Here is a 19,148-nt window from a genome sequence, read left to right as displayed (position 1 = left end):
CCGCTTTCTTTTGCCTACTTTTCTTTGCGGCGGCAAAGAAAAGTAGGTGCCGCCCCGCACAGGGGCGACGCTTGAAGAACCAATACCAAAACGCGGATGCCACCACAACATCAAACTGCGAATGCCAGCAACAGCAACAGCACCAGCACCAGCACCAGCACCAGCAAAAACCAAAACCAAAACCAAAACGAAAAAGCCGCCCGAAGGCGGCCATAAACACCGAAAAAACAAAAACCTTATTGAATCTTCGCCTTTGCGCGCAAATCCTCTTCAAACGCCTGCAGCTTTTCCTGCTGCATCTGCTGCGCAATCTGCGCCTTAACCTGCTCAAACGGCGGCGGCGGCGTCTGACGCACGTCATCGACGCGGATGATATGCCAACCAAACTGCGTATGCACCGGCTGATCCGTCATCTGACCTTTCTGCAGCTTCTCCGCGGCAGCGGCAAACTCAGGCACATAAGCCTTAGGATCCGACCAATCCAGATCGCCACCATTCTTGCCCGATCCCGGATCCTTCGAATACTGCTTGGCGAGATCTTCAAAGCTCGCACCCGCCTTGATCTTCGCGATCAGATCTTTGGCCTGCTGCTCGTTGTCTACGAGGATATGGTGCAGGTGATATTCCTTGCCGCCAATCTGCTTCACCAGCTCGTCGTACTTCGCCTTCACTTCGGCGTCGGTAGGCTGGTTCTGCTTCATCTGATTCTCGATCAGCGCACGCAACACCACCGTCTGCTGTGCAACGGCAACCTGCGCCTTCACGTCAGGCTTCGACGGGATACCCTCGCGGATCGCTTCCTGCATCAGGATTTCGCGGTTCACCAGCTCTTCACGCACCGCCTGTTGCAGCTTCGGCGAGTCCTGCTGGCCTTGCTGAACGAGTTGCGCAATCAGCGCATCGGCGCGCGACTTCGGAATCGGCGTGCCGTTGACGACGGCGATGTTCTGAGCGAATGCAGGTGCGGCCGCGAATGCAGCCAGCAAAACCCAGTAGCGGGTGTTTTTGAGGGTCATCGGAAGTTTCCTAACGGGACTGCAAATTGAATTCTTCTGGCGTGTAAGCCGTGATGGCGAGAGCGTGAATGCCGCGCTGCATGGCATCGGCCAGCGCATCATACACCATGCGGTGCCGCGCCACGCGAGCCTTACCGGCAAAGGCCCCGGCAACGATCGTCACCGCGTAGTGACCGCCCGCCGACGCACCCGCGTGACCCGCATGCAGTGCGCTGTCATCGCGCACCGTAATTGAATCGACGGGTGCGAGCGCCGCTGTAATGCGCGCCTCGATCAGCGCAATGCGCTCAGCGGGACTGGCTTCGAGAAATACGTCGCTCATGTCACTCTTCCTTCATGTATTTCGACAGCCACAAGCTCTGCCCGACGATAAACACGACGAGACAGCCCGTCGCGCCGAACAGCTTGAAGTTGACCCACGCATCGGTGGAAAAATTGAAGGCGACGAACAGATTCAGAATGCCGAGCAGCACGAAAAAGATCGCCCACACATAGTTCAACTGGCCCCAGATGCGATGCGGCAACTGGATCTGCTTGCCCATCATCGCCTCGATCAGATTCTTGTTGAATGCGAGCGCCGACACCACCAGCGCCACCGAGAACGCCCAGTACAGCACCGTCGGCTTCCATTTGATGAACGTGTCGTTGTGCAGCACGAGCGTCGCGCCGCCAAACACGGTGACGACGCCGAGACTCACCCACAGCATCGGATCGACCTTGCGGTGCCGGACCGCGACCCACGCGATCTGCACCAGCGTGGCGGCGATCGCGACGGCCGTCGCCGTGAAAATGCCCCACACCTTGTACGCAACGAAGAACAGGATGATCGGGAACAGATCGAACAGAAATTTCATTGTCGGGTTGGAAATCCGGAGAATGTTGGGCGCAGGGTGCGCGCTGGCTGCGACGAATGTGCGGCGCCGAAGTGCCGGATCGCAAGCCTCGTCATCTGGGCTCGAATTGTATCGCAGCCGGGTAAGCGCGGTCCGCAAGAGGGTGGGCGCCCGCCTGGTGCAGCGGGCACAAGCGGGCACAAGCGGACCCAAGCGATCAGGACGAACAGCTCACTTCCAGCGATGTCGCCCAGTCCGGCGGCAGTCCCGCATACGCTTCGTGCTCGGGCTGCTCGTCGAACGGGCGGCGCAGCACGGCGGCAAGACGCTCGACTTCGGAGAAATCCTTGTCCTTTGCCATGCGGATCGCCGTTTCGGCGAGATGGTTACGCAGCACGTACTTTGGATTCACGCGATTCATCGCTTCGGCGCGCGCGGCGTCGGCGCGTGTTTCGTGTGACAGGCGCGCACGATAGTCGTTCGCCCACGCATCGAAAGCGGCGCGATCCAAGAACAGGTCGCGCACTTGCGTATCGCCGCTCGCGTCGTGTTTCGACACCTTCGACAGATGGCGGAACGTCAGCGTGAAGTCCGCACGGTTCGCGTGCATGATCTCGAACAGCTTGTTGGCGAGCGCGTCGTCGCCTTCGCGTTGCGTCTCGAGGCCGAGCTTTGCGCGCATGCGTGCCTCGAGTGCGGGCGCGAAGCGTCCCTTGAAACCTTCCAGCACGCGTTGCGCGTCTTTCACGGCGCGTTCGCTGCGCTCAGCGTCGTCGTAACGCTCGCCGAACAGCGGCAGCAGCCCTTGCGCAAGACAGAACAGGTTCCAGTACCCGATCTGCGGTTGCATCCGGTACGCGTAGCGGCCTTGCGAATCCGAGTGATTGCAGATGTGGTTCGCGTCGAAGCCGTCCATGAAGCCGAACGGACCGTAGTCGATCGTCAGGCCGAGAATCGACATGTTGTCCGTGTTCATCACGCCGTGGCAGAAACCGACAGCCTGCCATTGCGCGATCAGATCGGCGGTGGACAGCACGCATTCGTTGAGCAGCGCCAGATACGGGTCTTCCGCGGCGCGGCACGCCGGATAGAACCGGTCGATGATGTGATCGGCCAGCGCGCGCAGCGCCTCGACACGATCGTTCGCGTAGAAATGCTCGAAGTGCCCGAAGCGCACGAAACTCGGCGATACGCGCGTGACGACGGCCGCCGTTTCCATCTCCTCCCGACGCACGGATTGGTCAGAACCCGTCACGCAGAGGGCGCGCGTGGTCGGAATGCCGAGATGATGCATGGCCTCCGAGCACAGATATTCGCGGATCGACGAGCGCAGCACCGCGCGCCCGTCGCCCATGCGCGAGTAGGGCGTGCGTCCGGCGCCTTTCAGCTGCAGCTCGAAACGCTGCCCATCGTGCTCGATCTCACCGAGCGTGAGCGCACGTCCATCGCCCAGTTGCCCGGCCCACACGCCGAACTGATGCCCTGAATACACGGCTGCGTACGGCAGCGAAGCGGCCGGCCAGTCGCGCGTGGTATTGCCCGAGAAGAACTCCGCGAAGCCCGGCGCGTTCGCCAGCGACGCATCGAAACCGAGCATCGCCGCGACATCCGGCGAGAAGCCGACCACATACGGCGCCGGCAACGGCGACGCGGGCAGGCGTGTCAGAAAGACGTTGCCGAGCGCGGCGAAGCTGCCTTCACGCTGGTTGTCGATGGCGCCTGCCGCCGTCGACATCGGACCGGATAACCCTGCATTGCATGGGGAAAACGACATATTGAGCGCCTCTTTATTAACCGATATTGTAAGTCCGCGCCTGCCGCGCTGCAGCGCGCGCATCCGGGGCGCATAGCGAAGGCATGACGTATGCACGCTGGAGCGAACAACAACGCGAAATAACATCACACCTTGGGAGACACCCGCGTATGACGACGCCGCTCTTTGGACAGATGATGGACGTGCCGCTGACGGTTTCTTCGCTGTTGGCCCATGCGTCACGCCACTTCGGCACGACGGAGATCGTGTCGAAGCGCATCGAGGGCGACGTGCACCGCTACACCTACCGCGATTGCGAGAAGCGCGCCAAGCAGCTCGCGCAGGCGCTGATGGCGCTGGGCGTCGAACCGGGCGACCGGGTCGGCACGCTCGCATGGAACGGCTACCGGCATCTGGAAACGTACTACGGCACCACGGGCTTCGGCGCCGTGTGCCACACGATCAATCCGCGGCTTTTCCCCGACCAGATCGCCTTCATCGTCAATCACGCCGACGATCGTTACGTGCTGTTCGACATCACCTTCGCGCCGCTCGTCGATGTGCTCGCGCCGCAGTGCCCGAACGTGCGCGGGTGGATCGCGATGACGGACGAGGCGCATATGCCGCGCATGTCGACGGCCGTCTCCAGCTACGAGGCGCTGCTCGCGCAACAGGACGGCGAGTTCGACTGGCCCGCCATCGACGAACGTTGCGCATCCAACCTTTGCTACACGTCGGGCACGACGGGCAATCCGAAGGGCGCGCTGTATTCGCACCGCTCGACGGTGCTGCATGCGTTCGGTGCGTCGTTGCCCGATGCGATGGGATTGTCGGCGCGTGATTCCGTGCTGCCCGTGGTGCCGATGTTCCATGTGAACGCATGGGGCATTCCGCATTCCGCGCCGTTGACGGGCGCAAAACTCGTGTTTCCGGGCAAGGATCTCGACGGCAAGTCGCTCTACGAACTGATGGAAGCGGAGCGCGTTACCTACTCGGCGGGCGTGCCGACGGTGTGGCTCGGCTTGCTCAACCATTTGCGCGAAGCCGACGTGAGATTCTCGACGCTGGAGCGCCCGGTGATCGGCGGCTCGGCGTGTCCGCCCGCGATGATCAAGATGTTCCAGGAGGTCTATGGCGTCGAGGTGATTCACGCGTGGGGCATGACGGAGATGTCGCCGCTCGGCACGCTCGCCAAGCTCACATGGGAACAGTCGCAGCGCGCGCCCGACGAGCAGCGCAAGCTGCGCGAAAAGCAGGGCCACGTGATGTATGGCGTCGATATGAAAATCGTCGGCGACGATGGGCGCGATCTGCCGTGGGACGGCGTCGCGTTCGGCGACCTGCATGTGCGCGGACCATGGGTGATCGACCGCTACTTCCGCAGCGACGCATCGCCGCTCGTCGATGGCTGGTTCCCGACGGGCGACGTCGCCACCATCGACAAGGACAGCTTCCTCAACATCACTGACCGCAGCAAGGACGTGATCAAGTCGGGCGGCGAGTGGATCAGTTCGATCGATGTCGAGAACGTCGCGATTGCGCATCCCGCTGTCGCGGAAGCGGCGTGCATCGCCTGTTCGCATCCGAAGTGGACCGAGCGGCCGTTGCTGGTGGTGGTCAGGCGGCCCGATGCGCACGTGTCGCGTGACGAGATGCTCGCGTTTTACGAAGGCAAGGTCGCGAAATGGTGGATTCCCGACGACGTCGTATTCGTCGACGAATTGCCGCACACGGCCACGGGCAAGCTGCAAAAGCTCAAGCTGCGCGAGCAGTTCCGCGATCACGTGCTGCCGTCGGCGCTTGGCATCGAAGATTGTCCGTTCGACGAGGAAGCGCACGCCGAAGCAAGCATCAAGGTGAATCCGCAGTAGACCTCGGCGCAGTAGACCTCGGCGCAGTAGACCTCGGCGCAGTAGACCTCGGGTTTACACGCCCCAGCACGTTCGTTCGATGAAATTGAACGAACGTGCTTTTTTGTGTATTCTGCCTGCTGTCGCATACGAACAGCGAATAGCGAAACAGCGGACAATGGTCCGCATGTTCCCATCCCGGCCGCGCACGCGAGGCGCGTCCGACTTGCATGGAGGCAGGCAGATGGCAGTGGACTACACCACACACGACGGCGTCGCCGTTATCACGCTGAACAATCCCCCCGTCAACGGCCTCGGCCTGTCGACACGCACGGGCATCGTCGAAGGCATCGAGCGCGCGCAGAGCGATCCCGCCATCCAGGCGATCGTGCTGACGGGCGCAGGCAAGGCCTTCTCGGGCGGCGCCGACATCACTGAATTCAACACGCCGAAAGCGCTGCAGGAGCCGACGCTGGCGACCGTCATCAAGGCGGTCGAAGGCAGCGCGAAGCCGGTTGTCGCGGCGATCCACAGCGTCGCGATGGGCGGCGGCCTGGAACTGGCGCTCGGCGCGCACTATCGCGTGGCGGCACCTGGCGCACAGATCGCGCTGCCGGAAGTGAAGCTCGGCATCCTGCCGGGCGCGGGCGGCACGCAGCGTCTGCCGCGCGCCTTGGGACTCGAAGCGGCGCTCAACATGATCGTGTCGGGCGCGCCCGTGATGTCGGAGAAGCTCGCGGGCACGCCGCTGTTCGATCAGATGATCGACGGCGATCTCATGGAAGGGGCGCTGGCGTTTGCGCGCAAGGTGGCTGCGCAAAGCGGTCCGCATCCGAAGATCCGCGATCGCAAGATCGAGCATCCGAATGCGGCGGGCTTCATCCAGTTCGCGCGCAATACGGTTGCCGGTGTGGCGAAGCAATTCCCGGCGCCGCACAAGTGCATCGATGCAGTCGAAGCGGGTGTGCTCAAGGGCTTCGATCAAGGCATGAAAGTGGAGCGCGAATGTTTCCTCGCGCTCGTGCAGACGCCGGAAAGCAAGGCGCTGCGTCATGCGTTCTTCGGCGAGCGCGCGGCCAGCAAGATTCCCGACGTGCCTTCCGATACGCCCGTGCGCGACATCAAAAAGGTCGCCGTGATCGGCGCGGGCACGATGGGCGGCGGTATCGCGATGAATTTTATCAACGCGGGCTTGCCCGTCACGCTGCTCGAAACGAAGCAGGACGCGCTGGAGCGCGGTGTCGCCACGATCCGCAAGAACTACGAGGCCACCGTCAAGAAGGGCAAGCTGACGATGGAAGCGCTCGAACAGCGCATGGCCTTGCTCTCGCCGACATTGTCTTACGACGACCTGAAAGACGCCGATCTGATCATCGAAGCCGTGTTCGAAGAACTCGGCGTGAAGGAGCAGGTGTTCAAGCGTCTCGACGAAGTCGCAAAGCCGGGCGCAATCCTCGCCTCCAACACGTCGACGCTCGATCTGAACAGGATCGCCGCTTTCACGAAGCGTCCGCAGGACGTGGTCGGCATGCACTTCTTCAGCCCGGCCAACGTGATGAAGCTGCTGGAAGTCGTGCGCGGCAAGGACACGGCGAAGGACGTGCTCGCCACCGTGATGAAGGTCGCGAAGAAAATCAAAAAGACGGCGGTCGTCTCGGGCGTGTGCGACGGCTTTATCGGCAACCGGATGATCGAGCAGTACATCCGTCAGGCGCTCTTCATGCTCGAAGAAGGCGCGCTGCCCGCGCAGGTGGACAAGGCCATCGAAAAGTTCGGCTTCGCGATGGGTCCTTTCCGCATGAGCGATCTCGCGGGCAACGACATCGGCTGGGCGATCCGCAAGCGCCGCTATCAGGAACAGCCGGACTTGCACTACTCGAAGATAGCCGACCGTCTGTGCGAGACGGGCCGCTTCGGGCAGAAAACGGGCGGCGGCTGGTACGACTACAAGGCAGGCGACCGCAATGCGTATCCGTCGAAGCAGATCGACGAGATGATCGTCGCGTATTCGAAGGAGCTTGGCGTCGAGCGTCGCAAGATCGCCGATGAAGAGATCGTCGAACGTCTCGTGTTCGCGCTCGTCAACGAAGGCGCGAAGATTCTCGAAGAGGGCATCGCGTCGAAGGCGTCGGACATCGACATGGTCTATCTGACGGGCTACGGTTTTCCGCTGTGGCGCGGCGGCCCGATGCTGTACGCGGATACCGTCGGCCTCTATAACGTCGAGCGCGCGATCCGCCGATATGCGGCGCAGGCGAACGGCGACGGCTGGCAGATTGCGCCGGGCATCGTCGTGCGCGCGGCGCAAGGACGCGGATTCAATAGCTGACATAACGGAACGTCGATAGTCCGTCGCGACACCACAGGAATAGCGATGAAAGATGCCAGTGAAGTTCTGCTCGTCGTCGACGTGCAGAACGACTTCCTGCCGGACGGTGCGCTCGCCGTCGCGCGCGGCGATGAAATCGTGCCGCTCGTGAACCAGCTTGCGCGCCGCTTCAGCCATGTCGTGCTGACGCAGGACTGGCATCCGCCGTCGCATGTGTCGTTCGCTGCGAATCACGCGGGCCGCCAGCCCTTCGAGATGATGACGCTGCCATACGGCGAGCAGGTGCTGTGGCCGACGCACTGCGTGCAGAACACGCCGGGTGCGGCACTGCATGCAGGGCTCGACATTCCGCATGCGCGCGCCGTGATCCGCAAGGGGCATCACGCGAACGTCGACAGCTACTCGGCTTTTCTCGAAGCCGATCGCACGACGCCGACGGGACTGGCGGGCTATCTGCGCGACACGGGCGTGACGCGCGTGTGGTGCTGCGGCCTCGCGACCGACTATTGCGTCGCGTGGTCCGCGCTCGATGCGCGCGCGGCGGGCTTCGACGTCGCCGTCATCGAAGACGCGACCCGCGCTATCGATCTGAACGGTTCGCTCGACAACGCATGGCGCGAGATGCGCGCCGCGGGCGTCGAACGCGTGCTATCAGCGGACTTGCTTGCCTGATCCGCACCACGCAACGCGAACCCAACACTCACCGAAATTGAATTGCTGGAGACACGCATGACTGATGCCGTAATCGTATCGACTGCCCGCACGGGTCTCGCCAAATCGTGGCGCGGCGCCTTCAACATGACGCATGGCGCGACGCTCGGCGGCCACGTGACGCAGGCCGCTGTCGAGCGCGCGAAGATCGACCCGGCGCGCGTCGAAGATGTGATCATGGGCTGCGCGAATCCGGAAGGCGCGACTGGTTCGAATATCGCGCGACAAATCGCGTTACGCGCCGGTTTGCCCGTGACCGTGCCGGGCATGACGGGGAACCGTTTCTGCTCGTCGGGCCTGCAGACCATTGCGCTCGCTGCACAACGCGTGATGGTCGGCGAAGGTGACGTGTTCGTGGCAGGTGGTGTCGAATCGATCTCGTGCGTGCAGAACGAAATGAATCTGCACATGCTGCGCGATGGCTGGCTGATGAAGCACAAGCCCGAAATCTACTGGTCGATGCTGGAGACGGCCGAAAACGTGTCGAAGCGCTACGAGATCTCGAAAGAACGCCAGGACGAGTACGGCGTGCAATCGCAGCAGCGCGCGGCGGCCGCACAGGAAGCAGGGCGCTTCAACGACGAAATCGTGCCGATGACGGTGCTTGCCGGTGTCGCCGACAAGGCCAGCGGACGTCTCTTTACAAAAGAAGTGACGATTGCCGCCGACGAAGGTATTCGCGCCGACACGACGCTCGAAGGTGTATCGAAAATCCGCACCGCGCTGCCGGGTGGCGTGATCACGGCGGGCAATGCGAGCCAGTTCTCGGATGGCGCCTCGGCGTGCGTGGTGATGAACGCGAAGGTCGCCGAGCGCGAGGGCCTGCAGCCGATGGGCATTTTCCGCGGCTTCGCAGTCGCGGGCTGCGAGCCGGACGAGATGGGCATCGGCCCCGTGTTTGCCGTGCCGAAACTGCTGAAACAGGCCGGCCTCAAGGTCGACGATATTGGTCTGTGGGAGCTGAACGAGGCGTTCGCCGTGCAGGTGCTGTATTGCCGCGACAAGCTCGGGATTCCGAATGAACGGCTGAACGTCAACGGCGGCGCGATTGCGGTCGGCCATCCGTATGGTGTGTCGGGCGCGCGTCTGACGGGCCATGCGCTGATCGAAGGCAAGCGGCGCGGCGCGAAGTTCGTCGTGGTGACGATGTGCATCGGCGGCGGGCAGGGCGCGGCGGGACTGTTCGACGTGGTTTAATTCCGGCTGGTGCTGCTGCAAGACGGTGAAAGCCCGCGTGGAGGCCAGCCTTCACGCGGGCTTTTTTGCGCCTCAGTGCTTCCTTGCCTTGTGCAGCGCTTCCGCACGATGCACGGCACGCTTGCCGCTTTTCTCGCTTTCCACTTCGTAGTGCACGTCGTCCTTCGACGCGGCGACGGTGTGCCCGTCCAGTTCCGTGTGCGTCGTGATGGCGCGCACGATCTTGCCTGCCGTCATGCCTTGCGGTGTGTTCCAGCTGACGCGCTCGCCTGCTTTCAGATTTCGGCTCATGACATGCTCCCGATGGTTGGCATGTTCATCGTATTTGCATCCCTTATTCCCGAAGCCGGCTCATCTCTGCGACAGATTTTCGACAGCAGAAGGGCTAACGAAAGCCTGTCAGGCACATAATTCGCTGCTGGATCTCCGACACCTATCCGCCGGACGATAAGGAGAACAATCATGCGAATGCGGGTTTCATGCGCTGCCGTCATGGGGGCGCTGGCGCTATCGGTTGCATCGGGCGCGGCGTCGGCGCAGTCGCAGGCTTACACGAACCAGCCTGTCTATCTGTACGCGGGGCCGGCGCAGGATTACCCGGTCGTCGCGCAACTGCCTTCCGGGCAACCCGTGGTCGTCTATGGCTGCGTGAGCGGCTACACATGGTGCGACGTGGCCATCGCGCAGGCGCGCGGATGGGTCTATGGCGGCTATCTCACCTATCCGTATCAGGGCAGCAACGTGCCCATCATGACGTACGGCACGGCGATCGGTCTGCCGCTCATCACGTTCTCGATCGGCACGTATTGGGATCGCTACTATCGCGGGCGTCCCTGGTATCCGGACCGCGGGCGCTGGGCGAATCATCCACCGCCGCCGCGTCGTCCGCCGCCACCGCCTGTTGGTAACCGGCCTCCGCCTTATCACGGAGGCGGCAACCGTCCGCCGCCCGTATCGCCTGGCTCGCCGCCGCCTCCGGGGCCGCCGGGTGCGGGACATGGGCATCGGCCCGGCCCGCCGCAGCAGGGCCGTCCGCCACAGTCGCCGCCGCCCGCACAGGGCGGTGGACGACCGCCCGGTCCGCCGCCTGCTCAAGGCGGAGGCAGACCGTCTGGGCCACCACCCGCGCAAGGGGGCGGCAGACCGTCCGGACCACCGCCTGCACAAGGCGGTGGACGCCCGTCCGGGCCGCCACCGGCACAAGGGGGCGGACGTCCATCAGGACCGCCGCCGGGCCAGGGTGGCGGTCGTCCGTCTGGAGGCGGCAACGCCCGGCCGCCCGCGCCGTCGGGACAGGGCAACCAGGGTCCGAATCACTAGTACTAGGGCGCAGCCTGTGGCGGCCTGCAGGTTCCGCTACAGGCCGCCGAAGTCGCTCGTCGGCAGCGACAGCGTGCCCTGATCGATGAAGCGCGATCCGCCAGTGATGCCGCCCGCCAGACGTCCGCGCAGCACGTACGGCAGCCGGCCTGTCTGCGCGGTATCGGCGAATGCGAAAGCCTGGCGCACGGCGGCAAAGGCGGGCACGGTCAGCGGCACGCCGATCACCGCTTCGCCGAAGCGCGGCACCGTGCCGCTCTGATCGCTGACGCCGCTCGCGAACGGCTTGCCATTGACCTCGAGGTCGACGGAGACACCGTTGTAGTCAATCGGCGATTCGTTCGGGTTTTGCACCCGCAGCTTCAGCATGAAGCGCATCTCCATGCCCTGGCCTTGAAGCGGTTCGATCCCCGCGACGTTCACGCGCAGCGGATCGCTGCCGAACATCCCGGCGCAGCCGCCAAGCGACAGCAACGTGACGGCAAAGGCAAGCAGACGGACGAAGCGCGCGGCGCGGTCGGTGATCATGGGCATGCACCTCTCGAAGGCGACGCGCGAAAGGGCGCGCGTCGTATCGCGATTCTAGCGGCGCAATGGCGGGCACCATGTCGTAATGTGTCGCGAAGCGTCGGCGTTCGGTGGCCGCAATGGCCACACGTGCTCCCTTGACACCAATCGCCACTCACGCGACACGCGGGCTTTTCGCGCCGCCGCAGCGGTGCGACAATCGCGGCGCCTTCGACATGCCTCCGGCGCACACCATTCCGTTGCACCGTCTGGCTCGTCGCCGACGCCAATCCGCGTGCCAATCCGGTCGTCACACTCGCATGAAACCAAAAATCGAAACCATCGTTCTGGCTGCCGATCTGGCGGGAACGTTCATCTTCGCGATCGAAGGCGCGGTGGCTGCGATGCACAGCGGCCTCGACCTGCTCGGCGTGATGGTGATTGCGTTCGTCGCGGCGCGCGGCGGCGGCGTGACGCGCGATCTGCTGATCGGCGCGACGCCGCCCAATGCGATCCGCGACTGGCGCTATCCGGCGCTGACTTTCGTCGCCGGCCTGCTCACGTTTCTTTTTCACACGAGGGCGCAAGGCTTCCCTGAGCTATGGCTGATGGTGCTCGACGCAGCGGGGCTGTCGCTGTTTGCCGTCGCGGGTGTCGAGAAGGCGATGCTGTTCCGGATCCGCCCGTTCGTCGCGGCATTGATGGGCACGGTGACGGGCGTCGGCGGTGGCGTAATCAAGGACGTGCTGCTCGCGCGCATTCCGTCCGTGCTCGTCACCGATATTTACGCGACGGCAGCTTTCTTCGGCGCGGTGGTGGTGCTGGTGGCACGGCGCTGCGGATTGTCGCCGGCGATGGCCGGCCTCGCGGGCGGCGTAGCGTGCTTTGTGCTGCGCGTGTTCGCGGCGACGCACGGCTGGCATCTGCCGCGCGCGCAACCGTAAGCGCGGCGCGCGCCGCTCCGGCAAGTCACGCCGCGCATGGCAGATGTCCGCTGCATGACCGCTACACGGCTACTTCAACCCGCCGATTATCTTTTCCATCTCCGTTTCGCTGAAGGCGCGCATCGTCGAGGTACGCACGTTGCCCTGCGCGGCGAGCGCGAGGCCGAGGCGGGTCGTCGTTTCGTCGTCCGGCGACTCGAACGAGATGACGAGGTCGTACGCGCCGAGCGTCCAGTTCACCGTGCCGACTGTCACGCCCATCGCCTTGCCGGCTTCCTTGAACGCGCGGGCCCGGTTGACGGGGTCTTTCGCGTTGCGCACACCCTGATCGGTCCAGTTGACCAGCATGATGTAAGTGGCCATGTTGTCCTCGTGAGGTTCGTGAAGTGAATGCAGAGGTGCCGCGCGTGCAGCGCCCACTTCAGACGAACGGGACGAACGCATGCACGGCGCGGGCCGTTTTCGATGCGTGCATAAAGAGGCAAGGAAAAAGCAGGACAAGGCGGCCGGGTGTTTGTGTGAGAAAAGAGAAACGGCCGCAGGTTGGCGATGCCCGTTTTCGCGTTGCGCGTGATGAAGCAGAACGCGCACGGGCGGGCTGATTGCCAGAAAAGTATAGGCGACGGCGCGGGCCATGCAGACACAGATCGCATGAACAGATTGTGCGTTTGTCCTATGCCGTCCGGTCTGGTCGATGCGCGTCGCGCAGTACGGGTATGATCTTGCGAAGCGCTTTTCATGTGTAGCCTGCATGCGTTCCGCGCGGGCTGCGACGCATCGTCAATAGCAGAGGTGAACGTCTTGATTCGTCATATCGTGATGTGGAAACTGAAGGATGGAGAAGGCCGCACGCTTGCTGAAAACGCGTCCGTGCTGAAAGAAAAACTCGAAGCGTGCCGCACTGCCGTGCCGGGCATTCTTCATCTGGAAGTCGGCATCGCCACGCCCGGCCTCGACTCGACCTATGACGTCGTGCTCGTATCCGATTTCACCGACAAAGCCGCGCTCGAGGCTTACCAGATCCATCCCGCACACCTGGAAGTGAAGGCGTTTCTCGGGCCGATCCGTGAAGCGCGTCAGGCCGTCGACTACGAACTCTGATTGTCATGACCGATTCTTCCAGCAACAAGCCGGTGATCGAAAGCCCGTTCATCGATCACCTCGGCGTGCAACTCATTTCGGCGGCAGACGGCGCGAGCGAAGTGGTGCTGGCGCTGCGTCCCGAGCACCTGAACACCTGGGCTGTATCGCACGGCGGCATCACCATGACACTCTGTGACGTGGCGCTAGCCATGGCCGCGCGCAGCCTCGCCGCTGATGGCGTGGGCGTTGTCACTGTCGAGATGAAGGTGAACTTCATGCAGCCGGGCAGCGGCGAATTGCGCGCCACGGGCCGCGTGCTGCATCGCTCGACCACCATGGCCTATTGCGAAGGCGAGATCCGCGATAGCGAAGGGCATTTCGTCGCCAAGGCGCTCGGCACGTTCAAATACATGCGGCGTCTTGCTGTGGGTCGCGAAGTGCGGCAACAGCGTCTGCGTACCGATCCGACCGCAAAGCCGGGTCCGAGCGACGGCTGAGCGCCGTGCAGACGTCCGGCACACATTCCAATCTTTCGGAGACAACATACTCATGACTCAGGTCAATCACCAGATTCTGCTCGTGTCGCGTCCGCAAGGCGCAGCATCCGTCGACAACTTCAAGCTCGTCGAAACGCCGCTCGCGCCGCTGGCCGATGGCGAAGTGCGCGTGCGCAATCACTACCTGTCGCTCGATCCGTACATGCGTGGGCGCATGAACGACGCGAAATCGTACGCGGCGCCGCAGCCGTTGAACGAAGTGATGATCGGCGGCACGGTGGGTGAAGTGGTCGAATCGAATAACGCAGCGTTCAAGGCGGGCGACAAGGTGGTCGGCATGTTCGGCTGGCAGACCTTCGGCACGTCGGATGGCAAGGGCTTGCAAAAGGTCGACGACACCCACGTGCCGCTGTCCGCGTTCCTGGGGCCTGTCGGCATGCCGGGCGTGACGGCGTGGTATGGCCTGAACAAAATTATCGTGCCGAAAGCGGGCGAGACGGTCGTGGTCAGCGCGGCGAGCGGGGCGGTCGGCAGCGTGGTCGGCCAACTGGCGAAGCAGGCGGGCGCTCGCGCTGTCGGCATTGCGGGCGGACCGGACAAGTGCCGCTACGTGGTCGAGACGCTCGGCTTCGACGCGTGCGTCGACTACAAGGCGGGCAACCTCTATCAGGATCTGAAGGCGGCGACACCGAACGGCGTGGACGGCTGTTTCGAGAACGTGGGCGGAGAAGGGCTGGACGTGACGCTGGCGCGCATGAACGCGCATGGCCGGATCGCGCTGTGCGGCTTTATCGCCGGTTACGACGGTGAGCCGATGCCGCTCAGGCACCCATCGTTGATGCTGACGCAGCGCCTGCTCGTACAGGGCTTTATCGTCAGCGAGCACATGGAAGTGTGGCCCGGTGCTTTGAAGGAACTCGGCACGCTCGTCGCGCAGAAAAAGCTCGCGTATCGCGAGACGGTTGCGCAAGGGCTGGAAAGCGCACCCGAAGCGTTTCTCGGCATGCTCAAAGGGCGCAATTTTGGCAAGCAACTGGTCAAGCTGATCTAGCAAACGCTCAACAAGGAAATCTGCATGTTCGAGTTCGACGGCAAGGTTGCCGTGATCACAGGTGCGGCGAGCGGCTTCGGTCGCGCGTTCGCGGAGAACGGCGCGTCGCTCGGCATGAAGCTCGTGCTGGCCGACGTCGATGCCGACGCGCTCGCGCAAACTGTCGATGCGCTGCGCGCGGCGGGCGCCGAAGCCATCGGTGTACCAACGGACGTCTCCGACGGTGCGCAGGTACAGGCGCTTGCCGACGCGGCACTTGCCGCGTTCGGCAAGGTCCATCTGCTGTTCAACAACGCCGGCGTGGGATCGGGCGGCTTTCTGTGGGAAAGCTCGGCGAACGACTGGGCGTGGGTGTTCGGCGTCAACGTGATGGGCGTTGCACATGGCGTGCGCGTGTTCACGCCCATCATGCTGAATCAGAACGAGCCGGCGCATATCGTCAATACGGCATCGGTGGCGGGGCTGCTGTCGCCGCCGTCGATGGGCATTTACAACGCGTCGAAGCACGCGGTGGTGTCGCTGACGGAAACGCTGTATCACGATCTGCAGAATGTGGGGGGGGAAGTGGGTTGCTCGCTGCTGTGTCCCGCGTTCGTGCCGACGGGTATCGCGGACGCCGAACGAGCGCGTCCGGAATCGCTGCGCAATAGCGAGGAGCCGACGCGCTCTCAGCTCGCCGCAGACAAGCAATTGCAGCGCGCCGTGCGCTCCGGCAAGTTGAGCGCAGCGGAAGTCGCCGCGCTGACTTTCGACGCGATCGGCGAGCGCCGCTTCTACATCCTCACGCATCCCGCCATTCTCGCGACCGTGCGGCTGCGGCACGAGGATATCGAACAGCAGCGCAATCCAACCGATCCTTTGTCGCTGAAGCCCGAAGTCAAGGAAGCGCGCTGAAATCCCGCGTGCGAAGTGCGCCCGGGAAGCGCGCGGCGATCCGGCGGCTGATGCGGGTGATGCGAGTGTGTCGGCGCGGCTTCGTGGCATCATGGCGCGCTCAATCCAACTTGAGGCGCGTGCGCGCCATCGTCCGACCATGCCGCTGAATCCGAAGATCGAGCAGGTGCTCGACATGATCGCGCGCGCGAAGCGTCCTGCGTATCACGATCTCACGCCGCAAGCGGCGCGGGCGTCGTACGAGAAAAGCGCGCCGATACTCGAAGTGCCGTCGGCGCCGATGTTTTCGGTCGAAGATGTCAATGTGCCGATGCGCGATGGCGCGTCAATCGGCGTGCGTCTCTATCATCCCGCCGAGCCGCAATGGGCGAACCCTGCGCCCGCGCTTGTCTACTATCACGGCGGCGGCTTCACGGTCGGCAGCGTCAACACGCACGACGCGCTGTGCCGGATGTTCGCGCGCGACGCGCAGTGCGTCGTCATGTCGGTCGATTACCGGCTCGCGCCGGAGCACAAGTTTCCGGCAGCCGTCGACGATGCTTTCGATGCCCTCAAGTGGCTGCACGACAACGCGCTGCTGTACGGCGTCGATGCGGGCCGGCTCGCGGTGGGCGGCGACAGCGCGGGTGGCACGCTCGCCACGGTGTGTGCCGTGCTGGCACGCGACGCGGGCATGCCACTCGTGCTGCAGATGCTGATCTATCCGGGCACGACGGGCCATCAGCAGACGGAGTCGCACGCGCGGCTGTCCAACGGCTACCTGCTATCCGGCGACACGATCCAATGGTTCTTCCAGCACTATCTGCGCGATGCCGATGATCGTCTCGACTGGCGTTTTGCACCGCTCGACGGCACGCGCGGTGCGCCGGATTTTCGTGGCGTGGCACCCGCGTGGATCGCGACAGCCGAATACGATCCGTTGAGCGACGAAGGCGAAGCGTATGCGCACAAGCTGCGCGAGGCAGGCAACGTGGTCGAGTTCAGGTGTTACGCGGGCATGATCCACGAGTTCTTCAAGATGGGTGGCTATGTGCCCGATGTGGCCGACGCGCACGCCGACGCGGCGGCGGCATTGCGTGCCGCGTTCGGTGTGGAGCCGGATCGATGAAAAGCCGTCTGACGTTCAGATAACGTCGAACGTGAAGCTGCGCTCGTAGTCACCGGGACGCACGATGCGGTGCGAGCCGTTATCGTCGCTGCGTTCGAGCGCCGTCACGCTCAGCCGTCCGTTCCCGACGATCACCTGCAAGGCTGTCGTGCCACGCGTGCCGTATTCGGGCGTATCGATAAAGGCTGCCGACAAGGCACGTTCGCGTTCGAGCGGAATGCCTGTCGCGGGCAGTTCGTCGTCGCGCGCGGTGCGCGGGTCGCGCATCAGGGCGATCAGCGTGGTGAGTGGCGGACGGGCATTGTCAGCCAGCGTCTGCGCGAGTTCCGCGCGCTTGTGCACGAGCTTGGGCCAGGGCGTGTCGAGCACCGCGTTCGAAATGCCGTGCGTGCCGGCCGCCAGCAATGTCGGCGCAGCGGGCGAGCGGTTGCAGTACCACGCGAGTTCGCGTCGCGACCAATCGCCGACCAGCAGGTTGAAGCCGTTGTAGATGTCGCCATCCTGCGCGACGCGCAGCAGGTAATCGAGCGGCGCGCCGCTGGCGATATCGTGCTTCCCCGACAGCCAGTTGCTGACCAGCGTGCCGCGCGTCGGCGCATCGGCGCGCATTTCGTGCGGCGCGCGATAGTTCGTCAGCGCTGCAAACCGGCCGTCGCGCGTCATGCCGAGCCAGGTGCCGCCGCCGACCAGATCGCGGCCCGCCAGCAGATCGGGCGCGTCATCCCACCAATGCATCGGCTCGGCGGTGCGCTTGAGAAACTCGTCGCGATTCGCGGTCAGCGTGAACAGCGGACCGTCAGACGCTTCGGGGCGCCAGTCGAACACGATCAGACACATCGGGAGAAATCTCGGTAGCGGGTCAGGACGATACGGCGGAAGCCCACCGCGCTTCCAAGCTGGCGCGGTGGCTCAAAAAAAGAAAAGCGTGATGCCTCAGACTTCCGTCGGCAGCGCGTAGGGCAGCGGCAGGAAGGCAAGTGCGGGGCCATCGGCGGCGCCCAGATGCACGCTGCCGTCTTCGAGCGCCGCCAGCTTGATCTCGACGAGGGCGTCGACGCCGCCATCCGGCGCCGCTGCCGTGTTGACGAGCATGCCGCACGGCTGACCCGGATCGCCCGAATGGAACAGTTCTGCGCCCGGCAGCACGCTGTCCGTTTCACCTGCGACGTTCGCCAGCGACATGCGCCGCTTGATCGTGCCGCGATACTGGCTGCGCGCGACCACTTCCTGGCCCGGATAGCAGCCCTTGCGGAAGTTGACACCGCCGAGCACGTCGAAGTTGATCATCTGCGGCACGAACTGTTCGACCACGCGCTGCGTGATGCGCGGTTCGCCGGCGCGGATGTCAAGCCAGTCCCAGACGGCCGGCGATACGCGGCGAAGTTTCGCTTCCAGCGCAGGCAGACGCGCTTCGACTTCCGCCTTTGGGCCGACCCACACGTAGCGCAGACGGCCCGCCGCATCCGGCACGCGCACCAGCGATCCCGCCGGGCCATCGACCTTCACATGCACGCCGTCGGGAATCGCGTCGAACACACCCGACAGCGCCGCGCGCACGTCGCCGGCAAGGCCGATGGCGAGCGTGTCGCCCGATGCGTCGCTGAGCTTTGCCTTCGCGCGCAGCACGAACATCGACAGGCGCTTTTGCACGGTGGCCTGCACGTCTTTCGACACCAGCATGCGGATCGAGTCGCCGTTGCACCACACGAGGAACGAGGCCAGCAGGCGGCCCTTCGCCGCGCAGTAGCCGGCGAGGCGCGCCGTCGCGGCGGCGAGATGCTGGGTGTCGCTGGTCAGCTGGCCGTGCAGGAAGGCGGCGGCATCATCGCCCGTCACGTCGATCACGCCGAACTGCGGCAGCGGCATGAACGCGCCCGCCGACAGCACGGCGGCGAACTCATCGCGTGCAGGACGCGGGAACACGGGAAGCGGGACGGAAGCAGAAGCGGACGCGGGCGTGGGGACAGCGGTGCCAGCAGCAGAAGCAAGCGGTGCGTGCATGGATTCGGGGAACAGTCAATTCTGACTTTGGCGGAGGCAAGCAAGTATTATATT

21 protein-coding genes are annotated in these 19,148 nt (G+C 64.0%); 11 read left to right on the top strand and 10 right to left on the bottom strand.

From position 1 onward, the window contains the following. From DK391_RS45075 to DK391_RS35470, 5 genes are all read right to left on the bottom strand, one after another. Positions 1-186, bottom strand: a 186-nt coding sequence (locus tag DK391_RS45075) for a hypothetical protein (RefSeq protein WP_204117499.1), incomplete at its 3' end; no start/stop codon positions are given. 50 nt (positions 187-236) lie between these two features. Beyond that, the gene (locus DK391_RS35485; RefSeq protein WP_109482673.1) at positions 237-1,016 is read right to left on the bottom strand and encodes a peptidylprolyl isomerase; all 780 of its coding nucleotides are present in this window, start codon (positions 1,014-1,016) and stop codon (positions 237-239) included. A 10-nt stretch (positions 1,017-1,026) separates the two neighbouring features. Beyond that, positions 1,027-1,338, bottom strand: coding sequence for a BolA family protein (locus DK391_RS35480; RefSeq protein WP_109482672.1), 312 nt, complete (start codon positions 1,336-1,338; stop codon positions 1,027-1,029). Position 1,339: 1 nt separating this feature from the next. Continuing rightward, a complete protein-coding gene (locus DK391_RS35475) occupies positions 1,340-1,870 on the bottom strand; it encodes a septation protein A (protein WP_109482671.1) in 531 nt (176 codons plus the stop codon). A 196-nt stretch (positions 1,871-2,066) separates the two neighbouring features. Continuing rightward, on the bottom strand, positions 2,067-3,584 hold the full coding sequence (locus tag DK391_RS35470) for a YdiU family protein (RefSeq protein ID WP_239483044.1): 1,518 nt from the start codon (positions 3,582-3,584) through the stop codon (positions 2,067-2,069). A gap of 188 nt (positions 3,585-3,772) precedes the next feature. Here DK391_RS35470 and DK391_RS35465 point away from each other — a divergent pair, with 188 nt between their 5' ends. From DK391_RS35465 to DK391_RS35450, 4 genes are all read left to right on the top strand, one after another. Continuing rightward, positions 3,773-5,473 carry a 3-(methylthio)propionyl-CoA ligase gene (locus DK391_RS35465; protein WP_109482669.1) on the top strand — a complete coding sequence of 567 codons (1,701 nt, stop codon included), beginning with the start codon at positions 3,773-3,775 and terminating at the stop codon, positions 5,471-5,473. Positions 5,474-5,696: 223 nt separating this feature from the next. After that, positions 5,697-7,781, top strand: a complete 2,085-nt coding sequence (locus tag DK391_RS35460) for a 3-hydroxyacyl-CoA dehydrogenase NAD-binding domain-containing protein (protein WP_109482668.1) — start codon at positions 5,697-5,699, stop codon at positions 7,779-7,781. Positions 7,782-7,826: 45 nt separating this feature from the next. Beyond that, positions 7,827-8,453, top strand: a complete 627-nt coding sequence (gene pncA / locus DK391_RS35455; RefSeq protein ID WP_109482667.1) for a bifunctional nicotinamidase/pyrazinamidase — start codon at positions 7,827-7,829, stop codon at positions 8,451-8,453. Between the two features lie 57 nt (positions 8,454-8,510). After that, a complete protein-coding gene (locus DK391_RS35450; protein ID WP_109482666.1) occupies positions 8,511-9,689 on the top strand; it encodes an acetyl-CoA C-acyltransferase in 1,179 nt (392 codons plus the stop codon). Positions 9,690-9,761: 72 nt separating this feature from the next. Here the strand turns inward: DK391_RS35450 and DK391_RS35445 are convergent, their stop codons facing one another. After that, positions 9,762-9,980 (bottom strand): DUF2945 domain-containing protein, encoded by a 219-nt coding sequence (locus DK391_RS35445; protein WP_109482665.1) that lies wholly within the window; start codon positions 9,978-9,980, stop codon positions 9,762-9,764. Positions 9,981-10,151: 171 nt separating this feature from the next. Between DK391_RS35445 and DK391_RS35440 the strand changes: the two genes are divergently transcribed. After that, complete coding sequence (locus tag DK391_RS35440) at positions 10,152-11,009, top strand: SH3 domain-containing protein (RefSeq protein WP_109482664.1); 858 nt, start codon at positions 10,152-10,154, stop codon at positions 11,007-11,009. Positions 11,010-11,045: 36 nt separating this feature from the next. Here the strand turns inward: DK391_RS35440 and DK391_RS35435 are convergent, their stop codons facing one another. Continuing rightward, entirely contained in the window at positions 11,046-11,537 is a 492-nt protein-coding gene (locus tag DK391_RS35435) for an LEA type 2 family protein (RefSeq protein WP_109482675.1), read from the bottom strand. Between the two features lie 299 nt (positions 11,538-11,836). Between DK391_RS35435 and DK391_RS35430 the strand changes: the two genes are divergently transcribed. After that, positions 11,837-12,460: a TRIC cation channel family protein gene (locus DK391_RS35430; protein ID WP_109482663.1), complete on the top strand. Its 624-nt coding sequence runs from the start codon at positions 11,837-11,839 to the stop codon at positions 12,458-12,460. A gap of 69 nt (positions 12,461-12,529) precedes the next feature. On the opposite strand, the gene DK391_RS35425 is transcribed toward DK391_RS35430, so the two are convergent. Next, positions 12,530-12,823, bottom strand: a complete 294-nt coding sequence (locus tag DK391_RS35425; RefSeq protein ID WP_109482662.1) for a GYD domain-containing protein — start codon at positions 12,821-12,823, stop codon at positions 12,530-12,532. A 438-nt stretch (positions 12,824-13,261) separates the two neighbouring features. Here DK391_RS35425 and DK391_RS35420 point away from each other — a divergent pair, with 438 nt between their 5' ends. The 5 genes from DK391_RS35420 to DK391_RS35400 all read left to right on the top strand — a co-directional run bounded on the left by DK391_RS35420 (position 13,262) and on the right by DK391_RS35400 (position 17,093). Next, a complete protein-coding gene (locus DK391_RS35420) occupies positions 13,262-13,561 on the top strand; it encodes a Dabb family protein (RefSeq protein WP_204117498.1) in 300 nt (99 codons plus the stop codon). A gap of 5 nt (positions 13,562-13,566) precedes the next feature. Continuing rightward, the gene (locus DK391_RS35415) at positions 13,567-14,040 is read left to right on the top strand and encodes a PaaI family thioesterase (RefSeq protein WP_109482660.1); all 474 of its coding nucleotides are present in this window, start codon (positions 13,567-13,569) and stop codon (positions 14,038-14,040) included. Between the two features lie 52 nt (positions 14,041-14,092). Beyond that, positions 14,093-15,091, top strand: a complete 999-nt coding sequence (locus DK391_RS35410) for an NADP-dependent oxidoreductase (protein WP_109482659.1) — start codon at positions 14,093-14,095, stop codon at positions 15,089-15,091. Positions 15,092-15,115: 24 nt separating this feature from the next. Continuing rightward, on the top strand, positions 15,116-15,985 hold the full coding sequence (locus tag DK391_RS35405) for an SDR family oxidoreductase (protein ID WP_109482658.1): 870 nt from the start codon (positions 15,116-15,118) through the stop codon (positions 15,983-15,985). A 139-nt stretch (positions 15,986-16,124) separates the two neighbouring features. Beyond that, on the top strand, positions 16,125-17,093 hold the full coding sequence (locus DK391_RS35400; RefSeq protein ID WP_109482657.1) for an alpha/beta hydrolase: 969 nt from the start codon (positions 16,125-16,127) through the stop codon (positions 17,091-17,093). Positions 17,094-17,108: 15 nt separating this feature from the next. On the opposite strand, the gene DK391_RS35395 is transcribed toward DK391_RS35400, so the two are convergent. Beyond that, complete coding sequence (locus tag DK391_RS35395) at positions 17,109-17,930, bottom strand: NRDE family protein (RefSeq protein ID WP_109482656.1); 822 nt, start codon at positions 17,928-17,930, stop codon at positions 17,109-17,111. 96 nt (positions 17,931-18,026) lie between these two features. Further along, positions 18,027-19,094: a folate-binding protein YgfZ gene (locus DK391_RS35390; RefSeq protein WP_109482655.1), complete on the bottom strand. Its 1,068-nt coding sequence runs from the start codon at positions 19,092-19,094 to the stop codon at positions 18,027-18,029. Positions 19,095-19,148 lie beyond the last annotated feature (54 nt).

Origin of the sequence: Paraburkholderia sp. C35 (assembly GCF_003121405.1) — a bacterium.
Lineage (GTDB): Bacteria > Pseudomonadota > Gammaproteobacteria > Burkholderiales > Burkholderiaceae > Paraburkholderia.
Note: the sequence above shows the minus strand (reverse complement) of the source record. Positions and strands in the feature narration are given on the sequence as shown.